The organism is Nannocystis sp. RBIL2, assembly GCF_026626745.1.
GTDB lineage: Bacteria > Myxococcota_A > Polyangia > Nannocystales > Nannocystaceae > Nannocystis.
This window is the reverse complement of sequence record NZ_JAPNJW010000002.1, coordinates 2,163,174-2,179,489: the sequence shown is the minus strand read 5'-3', so window position 1 is coordinate 2,179,489 and position 16,316 is coordinate 2,163,174. Positions and strand designations below refer to the sequence as shown.

The window sequence follows — 16,316 nt, the reverse complement described above, 5'->3', positions numbered from 1 at the left end:
GTCGGGTCATTGCGCGGCGAACACGTAGATCAGGATGGTGGCGACCAGCAGGACCAGCATCGCGGGGATGACGACGGGGGTCAGCCACGGCGCACGGGCGGGCGGCCCCTCGGAGCGGGCGTGCGGGGTCCGCCGCTCGAGCAGCTGGGCGCTGGACGGAGGATGGATGCCGAGCTTGCGCATCGTGCTTGCCTCGCTCGGACGGGCCGCCGCGGCGGGCCGGCCGCGACCCGGCTCCGAGGTCGCCTTGCTTGTGGGCCCGGTCGCGACGGGGCGCCAGCGAGCGGGTGCGCGAACTTCCCGAGCGACGTCGGCTGCACGACGCCACCAGGACCAGGCCCAGCCGACGCGAGATCCTCTATGCTGCGGCCGTGCTCCCGCGGACGATCACGATCTTGACGATCGCCGCGGTGGCCGTCGCCGCAGCTTGGACGAGCCCGGCGAGCACCGCGGAGCTGCTGGCGAAGGAGGGCCCGGCGGAGCACGCGTCGCACGCGGTGCTGGCGGCGGCGGTGGTGGCGTGGACGCTCGCGGGCCGGGCCGGCGGGCGAGCGGTGCCGCTGGCGATGGCCGGCTTCCTGGCGCTGGTGCTGGTCGAGGAGATCGACTGGGGCAGCGTGTACGGCTGGCCGGCCGTCGGCGAGCGCGTGGCCGCGGTGTTCGGCCACCGCAACATGCACAACGCCGCCCGCGGCGCGTCCTACCTGCTGTTCGCGCTGCCGCTGGTCGCTTATTACCTGGCCCCAGGGACAGGTCGCTGGCTCGGCCGGGCACGACCGATCCGCGACGAACGGTGGGCCTTCGCAGCCCTCGGTGCGCTGTTCGTGGCCGGCAACATGTCGGCAGCGTGGGAGCGGGCGACCCAGGAGCTGCTCGAGCTGCTGCTGTACGCGCTGTTGCTGGCGACCGGGCTGCGGGTCGCGCGGGAGCCTGGCACAAAGGACAGGTGAGCGGCCTGCTCGTCAGGGGGCACTGCCTGGCGGCCGGCCGATCTGTGGGTCGCACGGAACCTGGCAGAATGGACAGGTCATTCCTCGGTGCAAGCCTGCCCTGCAGCGCGCGCATCTGGCGACCGAGCCGCAGTGCACGTGAGTACATGTCCTCAGGGACATGTCTTCGCGATGGAGGCAAGAGTCGAGACGAAGCGACGAGGATTCGCGGCCACGGCAGACACGCCGTCGAGGACGTGAGAAGGCGTCTGTTCGGCGGCCAGCCCTGGCCGTCGAACAGGCGCCCCACGCTCGGCTCATGGCGACGCCCCGCAGCGGAGCCGGGGAAGGCGAGTCGGCCCCTCACGGCTGCAGCCGTGCCAGGGGTCCGGGGAAGGGCCGGCCGCGAATTAGAGGCGGGATGGGTGCGAGGAACGAGCGCGCACCCCTGCCGGTCAACTCGCGGCCGGACCTTCCCCGGACCCCCCGCGAGGCGCAGTCGGCAATTCGCGAGACCACGACACGCCGATCGCCGGGCCCCCGTAAAAAACGTCAGGTGGTGACAGCGCCGTCAGGCGCAGCAGGAGCGCGAGCGCTGGCGTCGTCGTCGATGCCGAGCTCGGCGAGCACCTCGGACTCGCTCGCCAGCTCCTCGGTGGCCGCCGGCGCCAGGGCCTGGGCGCGGGCCGCCCGGATCCGCTCGACCCGGCCCTTGCGCAGCAGATACATCTCCTCGATGAGGCCGAGAGTGATGTAGCAGCCGACCAGCAGGATCAGCACCGCGGGCCGGGAGATCCGCACTGCCACCAGCACCCCGCTGGCGAGCAGCAGGCCGACCACTGCCGTCGTCCGCTTGGTCAGCTTCAGGTCCTTCATCGAGCGGAAGCGGACCCGGCTGATCATCAAGTAGGACAGCACCGTGACGAGCGTGGCGACCAGGATGTGATTGGTCGTCTGGTTGATGCCGATCGCGTGGAACGCCATCACCGTCGAGATCAGCACCGTGGCCGCCACCGGGATCGGCAGGCCCAGCATGTACTTGCCCGGCTTCTCGTCGATCGCTCGCAGCGACAGGACATTGAAGCGGGCCAGGCGGAACGCGCCGCCGGCGACGAACAAGAAAGCGATGAACAGGCCGGCGCGGCCGAAGCCTTCGAGGCCCCAGCGGTAGATCACGAGCCCCGGCGCCACGCCGAACGTGACGAGGTCGCTGAGGCTGTCGAGGTGCAGGCCGAGCTCCGACTGCGTGCGCGTCAGCCGGGCGATTCGGCCGTCGGCGGCGTCGAAGAACAGGCCGAGCATGATCGCCAGCGAGGCCTTGTAGAGCGCGTCGCTGCCCCCGCCCTCGTCGCTCAGCCGCGCGCACACCGAGATCGCGTAGAAGCCGCAGAACAGGCCCGAGAGGGTGAAGAGGTTCGGCAGCAGGAAGTAAGTCTTGCGGAAGTCCATCGCCCGGGGGGCTTTGAGGGTAGCAAGAAATCGCGCGTGGGGCGCTGCTTTGTCGCCTCCAGCGGCGAATTTGCCGAGTTCGGTTGACAGGTCGCCGGGGGCGGTCGATGGTGCGTCCGCGCTCATGACGCTGCTCCTGCGGGTCGCCTACGACGGCACCGATTTCCACGGATTTGCCCGCCAGGAGGGCACCCGGACGGTGCAAGGGGCGCTCGAGGCGGCGCTGGCAGAGCTCTACAAGGAGCCCGTGCGGACCCGGGCCGCCAGTCGCACCGACGCCGGGGTCCACGCTCTGGGCCAGCTGGTGGGCTTCGAGCCGACGCTCTCGATCCCCGACCGGGGGGTGGTGCTGGGACTCACGAGCAAGCTGCCGCGCGACATCGGGGTGCTCGGCGCGTGGCCCTGCGAGCTGCCCGACGGCCGTGCGGTCGACCCGCGGTTCTTCAACGACGGCAAGACCTACCGCTACCGGATCCGCTGCACCCCGCACCGCGTGCCGACCACCGTTCGCGGCGAGTGGCACCTGGCCCGGCCGCTCGACGTGGCGGCGATGCAGGCGGCGGCGCCGGCGTTCGTCGGCGAACACGACTTCGCCGGCTTCCGCGCCAGCTCGTGCCAGGCGCAGACGACGGTGCGGACGATGCTCGCGGTCGAGGTGGCGGCGGTGGCGGCGGAGGAGCCGGCCGGGCTCAGCACTGTGGCCGCGAGCGACACGCCGGCGATCGTGACCGTGACGGTCCGCGGCGAGGCGTTCCTGCAGAACATGGTGCGCATCATGGTCGGCACGCTGGTCGAGGTCGGGCTCGGGCGCCGGCCGCCGACGCAGATCGCCGAGCTGCTGGCGCGCCCCGATCGTCGCCGCACCGGGCGCACCGCGCCGCCGCAAGGGTTGACGCTGGTCGAGGTCCACTGGCCCGATCCGTGGCCGCCCGCCGACTGGCAGACGCGCGCGCGCCGGCCGGACGACGAGCCGCAGCCGCTCGCGGAACTGGTGTAGCTTCCCGCGCATGACGCTCTCCTTCGACAAGCCGGTGCGCGCGGTGGTCACCGGCGCGGGTGGTGGCCTCGGCCGCGCGTTGTGCCTCGAACTCGCGCGGCGGGGCGCCCGGATCGTGGCCGCCGACATCGACCTCGCCGGCGCCGAGGAGACCGCGGCGATGGTCGAGAAGCTCGGCTGCAAGGCCTTCGCGCGCGCGTGCGACGTGGCCCAGCGGCCCGCGGTGGCCGAGCTGGCGGAGGCGGCGACCTCGTTGCTCGGCGGGGTCGACCTGCTGATCAACAACGCCGGCGTGGCCACCAGCGGGCCGGTCGACGCCATCCCCCAGCAGGACTGGGAGTGGATCATGGGCGTCAACCTGTGGGGCGTGATCTACGGCTGCGAGCTGTTCGTGCCGCAGATGCGCGCGCAGGGCCGCGGCCACGTGATCAACGTCGCCTCGGCGGCGGGCCTCCTGTGCACGCCGACGATGGCGCCCTACAACGTGACGAAGGCCGGAGTGATCGCGCTGTCGGAGACGATGGCCGCCGAGCTGGCGACGGCCGGCATCGGCGTGACGGTGCTGTGCCCGACGTTCTTCCGCACCCGCATCATCGACGCCGGCCGCCACCACGGCAGCGACAGCCGGGCCTCGGCCGTGGGCAAGCTGATGGACCGCGCCACGCTGCAGGCCCCCGAGGTCGCGCGCTTCGCCCTCGACGCGGCCGCCGCCGGGACGCTCTACGCGCTGCCCCACGCCGACGGGGCGTGGCTGTGGCGGCTCAAGCGGCTGGCGCCGGAGCGGTTCTACCAGCAGCTGTTGCCGCGCTGGCTCGGCAAGTTCACGCGGCGCTAGGGCGAGCGAAAGGACATGTCCTTGCGGGCATGTCCTTACGGGCATGTTTCCGAGGGCATGCCCGATCGCTCAGCCGAGCGAGAGCACGCCGTGGATGCCGATCGCCATGACGATGACGATGGCGGCCAGGACCAGGACGGTGCGCTGAAGCGAGAACACGCGGGTCAGCTCGCGCAGCGCGTCGAGCAGGTGGGTGATGTCGTCGCCGCTGGTGTCGACGACGCGGTTGAAGGCGTCGACGGCCCGCTGCAGCCACAGGCCGATGAGCACGAACACGACCGCCTCGGCGAAGTCGCCGAGCGCGGGGCCGACGGCCGACCGCCCCTGGGTGACGAGGCCGGCGATCCCGAGGATCAGGACGAAGGCGCCCACCGCCAGAGAGGCCGCGGCGACGAACCGCATGGCGTCGACGAGCTGGCGGATGATGACGTTCTCCGTGGCCGAGAACTCGTAGTTGCGGGAGGGGCTCGTGGAGGGCATGGCGCCGCCAAGGGTATCAGCGCGGGCGAAACGCGCGAAATTAGCGAACCGCCGGCGAGCGAGCCCAGGCGGGGCCGACAGGGCCGAAGGGAGGCACGAGGCCGGGGTCGCGGAGGGCGGCGGCGAGGGGGTCGGGCACGGCGCGCCGGACAGGCGCGGCGAGCGGTGCTCCCCGCGGCGGGAGGTCGATGATGCGTGGGACTCGTGGACGCCGCGAGCGAGACACTGTTCGCCGTGGCTGCGCGGTGCTCCGGCGCCTCGGGCATCGCGGGGGGACGCCGTGACTTCTCGGGATCGGAGGTCAGGGGCCGCTGAGGCGGATGGCGAGGCCGGCGTCGGGGAACAGGCCGGCGACGACGTCGGCCCGACCGTCGGCGTTGAGGTCGGGCAGGACGACCTCGATCACGTCGGCGGAGAACTCGAGCTGGACGGCGGCGGTGAAGCGACCGTCGCCGACGCCGCGCCACAGGCCGAGGCGGTCGCCGTGGAACAGGACTGCGTCGAGGCTGCCGTCGCCGTCGAGGTGGGCGAGGGCGATCGGGCCGGGGCGCGAGCCGAGGTCGGTACGTGGCCCTTCGGACAGGTCGGGGCCGAGCAGCGGGGCGAGGGCGACGGGGGCGGTGTCGAGGACGAGGACGTCGAGGATGTCGTCGTCGTCGAGGTCGCGCAGCCAGAGGCCGCCGGGGCGCAGGCCGGTGGTCATGGCCACGAACGGGCCGACGACGCCGGCCTCGACGGTGGCCCGCGCGAGGCCGTCGCTGCGCTCCCACTCGGCCAGGACCAGCTCGACCGGGCCGTCACGGCGCAGCCGGCCAGCGACGAAGCCCCCGGGCTGCAGGCGGTCGAGGCCGGGGACGACGACGGGCTGGACGATGGGGGCGAGGAAGCCGCCGGAGGCGTCGGCGCGGACGAGGCTGACGGCTGGCTGTTCGGACAGGCTGCCGAGGACGAGCAGGTCGCGGCGGCCGTCGCCGTCGACGTCGGTGACTGCGGTGGTGCGGATCTTCAGGCCGACGGCGACCTCGACTGCAGGCGCGAAGCCGCCGGCGCCGTCGGCCCGGTAGACGAACACGCCGGCGTCGCAGGAGGGGAACAGGAGGTCGGCGGCGCCGTCGAGGTCGAGGTCGCCGACCACCGGATAGGCGCTGCAGCCGGCGACGCCGACGTCGCGCGGCTCGCCGAGGCCGCCGTCGCCGTCGCCGAGCCGCAGGTCGGTGGTGATGGTGCCCGCGGCGGCGCCGATGACCAGGACGTCGTCGACGCCGTCGCCGTCGAAGTCCCCAGAGCGCAAGGCGAGCGGATTCGCGGCCTCCGACTGGACCTCGAGGACATGTTCCTTGAAACAGATCTCGGCGTCGTGGTACTCGCCGTCGCCGCAGTCGTCGCTGCAGCCGGTCGATGCGAGCGCGGCGCAGGCGGCGAGGACGAGGGTGCGAACGGCCACCTCCGCAGGCTATCAGGCGCGGCGCCGGCCGCAAGCCGCGAGGTCCTGGAGGATCGTGTATGCTGGCGAGCATGACCGCCGCGCCGAAGCTCGCCACCTACGCGGATCTGCTCGCCACGCCGCGCGACGTGAAGGCGGAGATCCTCGCGGGCGAGCTGGTGACGCAGCCGAGCGCGCTGTTCGAGCACAGCTACGCGCAGAGCGGGGTGGTGGACGGGCTGCGCGGACCGTTCGACCGCGGGCGGGGAGGCCCGGGCGGGTGGTGGATCGTGGTCGAGGTCGACGTCCAGTTCACGGACCACGACGTGGTCCGACCCGACGTGGTCGGCTGGCGGCGCGAACGGTTGCCGTCGCCCTGGGGCAAGCGGCCGATCGACGTGGTGCCCGACTGGATCTGCGAGGTGCTGTCGCCCAAAGGCGTGCGGCGCGACCGCGTGGTCAAGCTGGAGCTGTACGCCAGGCACGGTGTGCCCTTCTACTGGCTGATCGACCCGGTCGCGGCCGTGCTCGAGGCGTTCACGCTCGAGCGCGGGCGCTGGGTGCTGGCGGGGACGTACGACCGCAGCGCTGTCGCCCGCGTGCCTCCGTTCGAGGCGATCGAGCTGGTCGTCGCCGACCTGTTCATGCCCGAGCCGCCCGAGTCCGCGGAGGAGTGAGGCGCACGCGCTTCGCGGCGTCTGACGGGAAGCCATCGACGTGGCCAGACGATGCGCGCTGGAACGTGGTAACGAGAGAGGGCGACGATGACGGGTCCTGAAGATCGTGGCCACGCGGAGATCGAGGCGACCTACGACATGGTCGCGCGCCACTACGCGGCCGAGTACGCGGACGACCTGGCGGAGAAGATCCTCGATCGCGCGCTGCTCTCGGCCTTCGCGGAGATGGTGGGCCGCGGGGCCCTGATCGGCGACCTCGGCTGCGGCCCCGGCTTCGAGGCGCGCTTCCTGGCGGAGCTCGGCCTCGGGGTCACGGGGGTCGACGTCTCGGGGGGCATGATCGCCGAGGCGCAGCGCCTGCACGCGGGCGTACAGGGTCTGGAGTTCGTGCGGGGCTCGCTGCTGGCGCTGCCGTTCGGTGACGCATCGCTCTCCGGAGCGGTGGCGATTTACTCGGTGATCCACCTCGACGCCGCGAGGCGGGCGCAGGCGTACGCGGAGATGGCTCGCATCGTGCGGCCCGGGGGGGCGCTGCTGCTGGCGGTCCACACGTCGGCGGCAGGGTTCCCGGCTGGATCGATGCGCCGCCTGGAAGAGTGGTGGGGCCATCGCATCGGCCTCGACGGGCACTTCATCGCGGCGGAGGAGGTCCTGGCGAGGCTCGACGAGGTCGGCTTCGACCTCACCGCGCGGCTCGACCGCGGGCCGAGCACGCCGCGCGAGTTCCTCAGTCAGCGCGCCTATCTGCTGGCGCGGCGACGATGAAGGGTCTCAGAGCAGGGCATGCATCTGGCGGACGCATCTCTCGACCCGAGCATAAGTCCAGGTCTGCGCGGGGTCGAAGAGGGGCCGTTTATCGCTCAGCTCCTGGAACTGCCGCGCGCGGCCATACCTGAACTCCATCTGTAAAGCGTCGAGGACGCACCTCACAAGGTCGTAGGGACAACCGTTCGCCTCGGCGTATGCGCCCTGGGGCACGCGAGCGAAGAGGTTCTCGACCAGGACCGAAGGGATCACCGACGGGATGGACGCAAACTCTTCGAGCCCGGAGCGGAGTAGGCCCTTGGCGGCGCGGACGGCCTTTTTGTAGCGTCCGCCCGTTTGCAGATCATAGGCCGCCGCGTTCTCCCGGTGCTGGTCGGGCCAGGTGGCGATCGGGAACTGGCGGTCGCAGGAAGAGCGCAGTTCGTAGCCGTGACTGCACTGGGGTTGGCCGCAGTGGGGGCAGACCTTGTGTTGCCAGAGCTGAGGGATGAGCACGACGATGTCCGCCTGCGTGCGTCCCCCCTCGCCGCACAGAAGGATCGCCTTGTGTTGCTGGCATACGAGGTGCGCGCCGTACCGCTTCTTCAAGTAGACGAGGAGGTCCTCGCGGTGTTTTGGCTCAGCTGGAATGGGACACGCCCCGGCCTGGTAGAAGGAGCCGGGGCAAGGACCGCCCATGAGCAAGAAGACACGTCGTCACCACACCCCTGACCAGAAAATCAACCTGCTGCGTCGACACCACCTCGAGAAGGTGCCGGTGTCGGAGGTCTGCGAGGGCGCCGAGCTGCAGCCGAGCGTCTTCTACGGCTGGCAGCGCCACCTGTTCGAGCACGGCGCCGCGGCGTTCGGGGAATCTCGCAAGCGCGTCGAGACTAGCCGGGAGCAGGAGCTGCTCGCGGAGAACGAGCGGCTCAGGGCTCGTCTGGCCCGCAAGGACGAGGTGATCGCCGAGGTGACCGAGGAGCTGGTCCGGACAAAAAAATCTGTTGGGGAGCCCTGACGGACCGCTGGGTTCCCCACGACGAGCGCGACCAGGTCGTCGACTTTGTGCACAGGCTGTCCGAAAAGACAGAGGTGCCGCTCGTGAAGTTCGTGGAGTGGCTGGGCATCGCCCGCGCCAAGTTCTACGAGTGGCGCCGGCGATACGGCAAGCTCAACGAGCACAATGGCAAGACCCCGCGCGACCACTGGATCGAGCCCTGGGAGCGTCAGGCGATCGTCGACTATTTCGACACGCACCCGCTCGAGGGCTATCGGCGGCTGACCTTCATGATGCTCGACGACGACGTCGTTGCCGTCAGCCCCGCGACCGCCTACCGCGTCCTGCGGGCGGCCGGCCGGCTCGATCGTCATCGACCGAAGCCGAGCAAGAAGGGCACCGGCTTCGTCCAGCCCCTCGGCCCGCACGTGCACTGGCACATCGACATCGCCGTCATCAGCATCGCCCGCGTCTACTACTACCTGTGCTCTGTCCTCGACGGCTACAGTCGATACGTCGTGCACTGGGAGTTCCTCGATCGCATGACCGAGGCCGACGTCGAGCTCATCCTCCAGCGCGCCCTCGAGGTCCACCCGGGCGCTCACCCGCGGGTCATCTCCGACAACGGCTCGCAGTTCATCGCCGGCGACTTCCGCCGCTTCATCGACCTCGCCGGCCTGACCCACGTCCGGACCTCGGTGAACTACCCCCAGGCCAACGGCAAGATCGAGCGGTATCACCGGACCCTCGACAAGAACACCATCCACGCCGTCACGCCCGACGGCGCCCACGCCACCATCGCCACCCGCATCGACCACTACAACAACCACCGCCTTCACAGCGCGATCGGCTACGTCAGCCCGCGCGACAAACTCCTCGGACGCGAGACCGAGATCTGGGCCGGCCGCGATCGCAAGCTAGAGGCAGCCCGAGAGCTCCGACGCAAGCGCCGAGAATTGGACCACCTCGGCACCGCCGCGTAACTTCTCTCGACCCTCCACTTCACCCTCAGCGTCTCCGTTCGTCAACCCACCCTCTGTCCCGTTCACGCTGAGCCAATACAGCGGAACCTGAGTGGGTCGCACACGCTCGAGGGGGCCGGTCCGTGCTTGGGAGTCGGCTGCAAGCGGCATCCGGTGGGGATGACCGCGATGTCAGTGTCGCTCGAGAGTAGATGCGTGTCGTTGCAAACCGAGCCGTGGACCCGCACTTCGAGCTGGTACGCAAAGCAGTCGACATCGTTGCAAAACAGGTCCCGGAGTTCGGCGCAGAGAGCTTCCGCCGCCTGACGTCGACTCGGCGCTGGCTCTTGCCCGCAGTCCACTGCGATCTGGTGGAGTCTGTCGAAGTTTCGAGGCACGGTTCCTCCTACGACTCCTTCCGCCAGGCGTCTTGAATCGCGTCGATCTCGGCTCTTCGCTGAGGACTCGGGAAGTGCTCGCGGAGGTTGCGAAAGAGCTCGTCGTCGATCAGGCCCCGTCGTTCGAGCACTTTCATCACTTGGGTCGCGAACTTGTCATTGCTGACCTCGGTCGACGGGAGGCTCGTCTCTATCCCTTGTTGGAGAATTCCGAGTCGCCAGAGGAGTTCGTGGTTCTCAAACCCGTGGACGAACAGTTGGTGGAGCAAGACCCGCCAGGACACGCCCCGGGTCGGGCGTCCCGGTGACGCAGTGGAAGACGCTGGGGGCGCGCTCGGAGTGACCTCGGGCCCGCGGAGGCTGAGTGCGCGACAAAAGCGAGCGCCGAAGCGGTCGAAGACGACAAGCTCGGGGTCGGCTTTCGGTAGGAGGCGCCGTCCTAGTTCGACGCATACCGAGAGGGGTGCGGCAGGGAAGAGGTTCACCTGGCTCGGCCCGTACTCGCTCCTGATGCGATTGAGAGTGCTGCGCCACTGCTCGGCGAAACCCCGCAAATGAGCGCGAGTGCGTACGACGTTGGGGACGCGTCGGGGCTCCGGCAGGGTGAGCTCGACGACGTCGAAGTCTCCACCGAGGACCTCACCAACGGCACCCACGTCGACTGTTGCGCTGACAGACAGCAGCAGGGCCACGGCGCGGCCTCGCACCGGATGCGCGGGGAAATTCGTGATCCACTCCAAGGGAGGGCCGTCAGGGTCCCAGCACCATGAATCTGTATGTCGGTGGCGCTCGTAGACCTCGGCGGGCTGCTTGTCTCCGATCGTGCGGCCGAGCAGCATCAGCAGAGGCATCGGCGCGAAGCCGAAGATGGACAGGTGGTTGGTTTCGCTCGCACCTACGCGGTGCTCGAGGAAGCCGGGCACCTTCTGCGCGATCGCCCGCGCGCCGAGGGTGTAGAGCTCCTCGGTCCCGTCCCCGTGCTCAAGGGAGACGAGCAGGCCATCGTCGACCCGTGAGCGGGGAGCTATCGCCCGATCCACCTCGTCGAGAGTGACCGACGGCCGGTGATCGCCGATCGGGCCGACGAGCCGAAGGACATGCGTTCGCCCCGGTGACATGGTGAGACTAGCGCGGGAAGTCGGCCCCGAAGGCGCGCACCAGCGCCTGGGTGGTCTGGGTCCGCTGGGCGTCCTGAAGCGCGTCGCTCAGGGCGCCGAGTCGGGCCCTGAACTCCTGCATCTGTTGATTGGTCATCTTGCGAAACACATCCTTGTGGGGTTGGACGGGAAACGCAGCGACCAGGCGTTGGGCGAGCTCGCCGTCGTGACTGACGTATTGGAAGCCGCTGCGCATGTTGTCGACGAACGCTCGTGTGGCCGCGAGGTCATCGTAGTCGGCTTCGGTGCGTGGCGCGAAGCCGCAGACGGGTTGGAAGCGGGACAAGCCAGCGACCGTCAACCCGACGCCGATGGGGGCGGCGTTCCCCTCGACCGGGAAATGAACGTCCTTCCAGCGTTTCAAGTAGCGGACGACGCGGCGGAATTGCGCGGCACTCTCGCCGCTGCCGTGGCGAGCGACCCGGTCGAGAAAGCCTTTGGGATCGGCAGGCTCCCAGTACTTGTGCGGTCCGCTCGAGCCTTCCTTGCCGACCGCCAAGACGAGCCGGCTCCACTCGTCCTCCCAGTAGACCGCCAAGTCCACGTGGTAGACGGGTTCGTGCGCCTTGATGTACTGCACACGGATGCAATGGCGCAGCCACTCGATCCGCGTGGTATGCCCCTCGACGGCGTCACGGACCTTGCGCTTGGCCGCGAGCGGGTCGTCGGGTCGGACACCGGTGAAGACGATGCCGACGTCGATGTCGTAATCGGCTTTCACCGGTTGGACCCCGGTACCCATCGAGTAGCTGCCTTGATTGAACGAGGCGAAGCGGAGCCCGCCATCCCGCAGACGCTGCAGCACGGCGTCTCGTTTCTCGCGCAGGATGGCGTTCTCGTCCGTATTCGAGAGCAGGACGGCCTTGTGAAAGGTGAGGAACTTCGACTGGAGATTCATGGGAAGTCTCCATCCGTGGTGCCTGGCACGACCTCATCCGATCATGGAGGACGTCACGAGGTTCAAAATGGGCGGAGGTGCAGGTTTCGCAGACGCAGAAAGGGCCCCGGCGCGGTGCGGCGGGGCCCTTTTCGGCGGTTCAGTCGATTGCGGCGATCAGGTCGCGGGCTTGGTGGCGCGCTCGCTCATCGGCACGTAGGGGCGGAGGTCGGCGCCGGTGTAGATCTGGCGCGGGCGGGCGATCTTCTGCTCGGGGTCCTGCAGCATCTCCTGCCACTGGGCCAGCCAGCCGGAGGCGCGCGGGATGGCGAACAGGACCGGGAACATGTCGACCGGGAAGCCCATCGCCTGGTAGATCATGCCGGAGTAGAAGTCGACGTTCGGGTAGAGCTTGCGCTTGACGAAGTAGTCGTCGTTCAGCGCGATCTTCTCGAGCTCGAGCGCGATCTCGAGGAGCGGGTTCTTGCCGGTGACCTCGAAGACCTCGTGGGCGAGCTTCTTGATGACCTTGGCGCGCGGGTCGTAGTTCTTGTAGACGCGGTGGCCGAAGCCCATCAGGCGGCCGCTGCCGTTCTTCACGCCGGTGATGAACTCAGGCACGGCGCCGACGCTGCCGATCTGCTTGAGCATGTGCAGCACGGCCTCGTTGGCGCCGCCGTGGAGCGGGCCGTAGAGGGCGGCCGAGGCGGCGGCCAGGCTGCAGTAGGGGTCGGTCTCCGCCGAGCCGACGGCGCGGGCGGCGTTGGCCGAGCAGTTCTGCTCGTGGTCGGCGTGGAGGATGAAGAGGATGTCGAGCGCCCGCTCGAGCACCGGGTGCGGCTCGAACCGCGGCTCGGCCATCCGGAAGATCATGTTGAGGAAGTTGCCGCAGTACGACAGCTCGTTGTCCGGGTAGACGTACGGCCGGCCGACGGCGTGGCGGAACGCCCACGCCGAGAGGGTCGGCATCTTGGCGATGATGCGGACGATCTCCTGACGCCGGGTCTTGTCGTCGCGGACCTTCTTCGCGTCGGGGTAGAAGGTGGACAGCGCGCCCAGCATGCTGACCAGCTTGCCCATCGGGTGGGCGTCGAAGCGGAAGCCCTCCATCGACTTGCGGAGGAACTCGTGGACGAAGGTGTGGTGCGTGATCTCGTGGGTCCACTTGCGCAGCTGAGCCTCGTTGGGCAGCTCGCCGTGGAGCAGGAGGTACGCGACCTCGATGTACGACGACCGCTCGGCCAGGTCTTCGATGGCGTAGCCGCGGTAGCGCAGGATGCCCTTGTCGCCGTCGATCAGGGTGATCGCGGACCGGCACGACGCGGTGTTCATGAAGGCCGGGTCGTAGGTCATCAGGCCGAAGTCGTCGTCGGACGTCTTGATCTTGCGCAGCGCGTCCGCGCGGATCGTTCCGTCCTTGATGTCGATCTCGTAGGTCTTGCCGGTTCGGTTGTCGGTGATCGTCAGAGTGTCGGCCATGGAGAGCCTCCGGGAACGCCGCCTTCAGGGACGGCTACATGGGAGCCAAGCTGGGAGCGAAGATCCACCAGCGATCGACAGCGCGATCGTCCAGGTCTCGGCCGCCAACCAGGAAGGTAACACCGGTCCCCAGGGTGATGGAATGGCCGCCGTTCACGCGGGTCGCCACAGTCTCGGTGAGCTCGACGGCGAGGTCCTTCCGATCGACCCGCCACCACTGGGCGGCGCCCTGAGCGTACACGGCCAGATCATCTGCGAAGAGCCGGGGATCTGCGAGCGGCGCGCTGAGGAAGGCCGGCCGCTCCTCGACCTCGGTGGCCTCGACGGCGGACGGCACGTGAAGCACGAGCGCGTCGCCGGTAGGCTGTCCGCCGCGTAACCCGCCCAGGCACAGCAGGTCGATGGTCGCGGCTTCATCCGCTTCGTCGTCGTCGAGGCGGATGCACTGGATGTTCGTCCAGTCGCCGGCCGGGCCCAGGGCGTGGCCGCCGTCGGGGAAATACACCGCGGGTGCGTCGGCCTCGGCGCCGCCGACCAGCAGCAGGACCTCGTCGTCGCCGCGGGCGAGGCTGAGGAGGCGGGCCCCGGTGCGCGGACCGTCGAGCGCGGCGACGGGGGCGAGGGCGATGACGCCTTTTTCATCGGGGTCGAGCGAGAGGGCGACCAGGTCGGTGTGGGCCCCGCCGCCCGCGAGGTAGAGGCGATCGTGCGCGGCGCCGACGACCGCGGCCGCGCCGGGCCGCGCGCCGGTGTCGTCGCCGGTGACGGTGGCGACCGCCCACACGTCGGTGCCGGGATCGTACATGGCGGCGCCGATCCCGTCGTCGACGCCGACCCGCCAGACCCGGCCGCGAGCGTCGGCGACGAAGGCGCCGTCACCGGGCTCGGGCGGAGACGACAGGCGTGCCCCGAGCTCGATGTCGAAGCTGGTCTCGTTGAGCAGGGCGATGTCGCCGGCGCCGCTCATCAACATCAGGCCGCGGCCCGGCGCATGCACGGCCAGGAGGTCGGGGTCGGGCTCGGCGACCTCGCCCGGATAGACCGACAGGACCCCGGGACGCGCCATCAACACCGCCAGGTCGCCCGGCGGCGACAACATCACGAACGGGACGCTGCGGCCCCATGCGAGCAATTCTGTCCCATCGGCCAGGTAGAGCGCGAGCGTGCGCTCGACCGCGTCGGGCTCGAACTCGAGCTCGACCTCGAAGTCGGTGCCGCGCACGGGATAGCTGACGAAGTAGGCGTCGGGGCCGAGCTCGAGCGCGAGGTTGTCGGCGCGATTGAGGTCGGTCGAGTCGTCGGGCAGGACGACGCGGATCGGGAACGGGACCTCGACGGTGCAGGCGGACAGCCCGAGGCCGAGAGCCACGGCGGCCAGGCCGAGGCGGCCGCGCGCAACGGCTGCGCTCACGCCGGCGACGCGGACTGTCTTGCGCCGACCGGTGGCGCCGCGGGCGATTTCGAGCGCGCTCGCGGAGATCTCGAGGCGATCGGCGAGCAGCTCGCGCAGGGCCTCGTTGGCGGCCCCGTCGACCGGCGGCGCGGCCAGCTGGACCTTGAGCCGACCGTCGTGGAGGCCGACGACCTGGCTGCGAGCGGCCCGCGGCGCGACGACGACGTCGAGTTCGCAGCCGCGGGCGTGGTCGCGGACCGGACCGGGCGAGGGGACGGGACCTTGCGGTGCGCTCATGCGGGAGGGTCCTGGGCGAAGAAGAAGAGGCGGTGGCCGGAGGCGCCGATGGCCGCGCGAGTCGGACCCTCACCTGGCCGAAGGAGCAGGCACTCGCGGTAGAGGTTGACGGTGGTGCAGACGTGATCGGGGATCAGGAGGACTGCCGCGCCGTGGTCGGGGAGCGCGCCGTGCTCGCGCCGCAGCGGCAGGTGCTCCTCCGAGGGCGAGAGCGGGACGAGGCCCGGCCAGGCCGGCAAGTGACAGTTGGGCGCCGGGCGGTCGGGGGCGATCGCCTTGCTGCCGGCGTCGAGGGTGACGCGATCGCGGCCGCGGCTGACGACCCGGGCGAGCACGAAGGCGGCCTGCCGCAGGCCGAGCAGCGCGGCGGCGGACTCGCTGCGCAGGTCGCTGAGGACGACGGTGCCGGGGGAGATCCGGTGGTGCCAGGGGCCGCCGTTCAGCCGCCCGTGATCGAGGGCGGCCGAGAAGCTGTGGGTGCCCGAGGTGACGAGCTCGAGCGGACCCTTGCCGATGCAAGCAACCGCCTCGGCCAGATCGCACAGGGCGTCGTAAGCCGCGGCGGCCTCGCGGGTCTGGCTCCAGGCGAGGTGACCCTCGTAGCCGTGGAGGCCGGTGATGCGGAGATGTGACAGCGTCGCAAGGTCGGCGACGGCGTCGCGCCAGACGGACGGAGGACTGCCGGTGCGGGCCATGCCGAGGTCGACGTCGAGCTGGAGGTCGATCGGGCCGGCGCCGCCGCGGGCCCAGCGATCCATGGCGAGGGCGTGCTCCGGGCCGTCGGCGAGCAGCTGCACGCGGGCGGCCGGGTGGGCGGCGTGGAGGCGGCGGGCGGCGTGGAAGGCGGCCTCGTGCAGCGGGTAGGCGAGGAGGACGTCGAGGCTGTCCTCACGGTCATCCTCGGCGGCGGCCTCGAGCAGCAGCTGCAGCTCGTCGAGGGTGGCGCACTTGCAACGGGGGACCCCCGCGGCCCACAGGCGGCGGACCAGCGCGGCCGACTTGAGGGTCTTGACGTGCGGACGCCAGCGATCGGCGCCACGGTCGAGGTCGTCCGGTTGGTCGCCGCGACAGCGACGCAGCACCGCGGCGATGTTGTGGTCGACTGCGGCGAGGTCGATCACCAGCGCCGGCGAGGCGAGGCCCGGCAGCAGCGGGCCGAGGTCCGCCAGGATGGCGGCTGCGCGGGCGGCGTCAGGACCGGGCACGGCGGGAGTGTGCA

At 70.3% G+C, this 16,316-nt stretch carries 16 protein-coding genes and 1 pseudogene; 7 read left to right on the top strand and 10 right to left on the bottom strand.

What is annotated here, in order from left to right; all coding sequences use genetic code 11:
* Positions 1 to 6 precede the first annotated feature (6 nt).
* On the bottom strand, positions 7 to 183 hold the full coding sequence (locus tag OV090_RS33760; protein ID WP_267708795.1) for a hypothetical protein: 177 nt from the start codon (positions 181 to 183) through the stop codon (positions 7 to 9).
* Positions 184 to 371: 188 nt separating this feature from the next.
* Between OV090_RS33760 and OV090_RS33755 the strand changes: the two genes are divergently transcribed.
* On the top strand, positions 372 to 950 hold the full coding sequence (locus tag OV090_RS33755) for a hypothetical protein (RefSeq protein ID WP_267708794.1): 579 nt from the start codon (positions 372 to 374) through the stop codon (positions 948 to 950).
* Positions 951 to 1,481: 531 nt separating this feature from the next.
* Here the strand turns inward: OV090_RS33755 and pssA are convergent.
* A complete protein-coding gene (gene pssA, locus OV090_RS33750; protein ID WP_267708793.1) occupies positions 1,482 to 2,378 on the bottom strand; it encodes a CDP-diacylglycerol--serine O-phosphatidyltransferase in 897 nt (298 codons plus the stop codon).
* Between the two features lie 124 nt (positions 2,379 to 2,502).
* Here pssA and truA point away from each other — a divergent pair, with 124 nt between their 5' ends.
* Positions 2,503 to 3,375: a tRNA pseudouridine(38-40) synthase TruA gene (gene truA / locus OV090_RS33745; protein ID WP_267708792.1), complete on the top strand. Its 873-nt coding sequence runs from the start codon at positions 2,503 to 2,505 to the stop codon at positions 3,373 to 3,375.
* A gap of 10 nt (positions 3,376 to 3,385) precedes the next feature.
* Positions 3,386 to 4,210: an SDR family NAD(P)-dependent oxidoreductase gene (locus OV090_RS33740; protein WP_267708791.1), complete on the top strand. Its 825-nt coding sequence runs from the start codon at positions 3,386 to 3,388 to the stop codon at positions 4,208 to 4,210.
* Between the two features lie 69 nt (positions 4,211 to 4,279).
* On the opposite strand, the gene OV090_RS33735 is transcribed toward OV090_RS33740, so the two are convergent.
* Together OV090_RS33735 and OV090_RS51140 are read right to left on the bottom strand one after the other, a co-directional pair.
* Positions 4,280 to 4,690: a hypothetical protein gene (locus OV090_RS33735; protein WP_267708790.1), complete on the bottom strand. Its 411-nt coding sequence runs from the start codon at positions 4,688 to 4,690 to the stop codon at positions 4,280 to 4,282.
* A 301-nt stretch (positions 4,691 to 4,991) separates the two neighbouring features.
* Complete coding sequence (locus tag OV090_RS51140; protein ID WP_267708789.1) at positions 4,992 to 6,134, bottom strand: VCBS repeat-containing protein; 1,143 nt, start codon at positions 6,132 to 6,134, stop codon at positions 4,992 to 4,994.
* A gap of 71 nt (positions 6,135 to 6,205) precedes the next feature.
* Here OV090_RS51140 and OV090_RS33725 point away from each other — a divergent pair, with 71 nt between their 5' ends.
* Entirely contained in the window at positions 6,206 to 6,790 is a 585-nt protein-coding gene (locus OV090_RS33725; RefSeq protein WP_267708788.1) for a Uma2 family endonuclease, read from the top strand.
* Between the two features lie 87 nt (positions 6,791 to 6,877).
* Positions 6,878 to 7,555, top strand: coding sequence for a class I SAM-dependent methyltransferase (locus OV090_RS33720; protein ID WP_267708787.1), 678 nt, complete (start codon positions 6,878 to 6,880; stop codon positions 7,553 to 7,555).
* Between the two features lie 6 nt (positions 7,556 to 7,561).
* Here the strand turns inward: OV090_RS33720 and OV090_RS33715 are convergent, their stop codons facing one another.
* A complete protein-coding gene (locus tag OV090_RS33715) occupies positions 7,562 to 8,143 on the bottom strand; it encodes a hypothetical protein (protein WP_267708786.1) in 582 nt (193 codons plus the stop codon).
* Between the two features lie 88 nt (positions 8,144 to 8,231).
* Here OV090_RS33715 and OV090_RS33710 point away from each other — a divergent pair, with 88 nt between their 5' ends.
* Positions 8,232 to 8,555: a transposase gene (locus OV090_RS33710; RefSeq protein WP_267701425.1), complete on the top strand. Its 324-nt coding sequence runs from the start codon at positions 8,232 to 8,234 to the stop codon at positions 8,553 to 8,555.
* 83 nt (positions 8,556 to 8,638) lie between these two features.
* Entirely contained in the window at positions 8,639 to 9,517 is an 879-nt protein-coding gene (locus OV090_RS33705) for a DDE-type integrase/transposase/recombinase (protein ID WP_267708785.1), read from the top strand.
* Between the two features lie 385 nt (positions 9,518 to 9,902).
* Here the strand turns inward: OV090_RS33705 and OV090_RS33700 are convergent, their stop codons facing one another.
* The 5 genes and pseudogenes from OV090_RS33700 to OV090_RS33680 all read right to left on the bottom strand — a co-directional run bounded on the left by OV090_RS33700 (position 9,903) and on the right by OV090_RS33680 (position 16,302).
* Positions 9,903 to 11,012 (bottom strand): SAVED domain-containing protein, encoded by a 1,110-nt coding sequence (locus OV090_RS33700; RefSeq protein WP_267708784.1) that lies wholly within the window; start codon positions 11,010 to 11,012, stop codon positions 9,903 to 9,905.
* 7 nt (positions 11,013 to 11,019) lie between these two features.
* Positions 11,020 to 11,949 carry a cyclic GMP-AMP synthase DncV-like nucleotidyltransferase gene (locus tag OV090_RS33695; protein WP_267708783.1) on the bottom strand — a complete coding sequence of 310 codons (930 nt, stop codon included), beginning with the start codon at positions 11,947 to 11,949 and terminating at the stop codon, positions 11,020 to 11,022.
* A gap of 156 nt (positions 11,950 to 12,105) precedes the next feature.
* Positions 12,106 to 13,407: a citrate synthase gene (locus tag OV090_RS33690; RefSeq protein WP_267708782.1), complete on the bottom strand. Its 1,302-nt coding sequence runs from the start codon at positions 13,405 to 13,407 to the stop codon at positions 12,106 to 12,108.
* Positions 13,408 to 14,800: 1,393 nt separating this feature from the next.
* Positions 14,801 to 15,097: pseudogene (locus OV090_RS51135) on the bottom strand (DUF167 domain-containing protein); the annotation flags it as partial.
* Positions 15,094 to 16,302: an alanine racemase gene (locus OV090_RS33680; protein WP_267708781.1), complete on the bottom strand. Its 1,209-nt coding sequence runs from the start codon at positions 16,300 to 16,302 to the stop codon at positions 15,094 to 15,096. The pseudogene OV090_RS51135 and the gene OV090_RS33680, both read right to left, overlap by 4 nt.
* Positions 16,303 to 16,316: the final 14 nt, after the last annotated feature.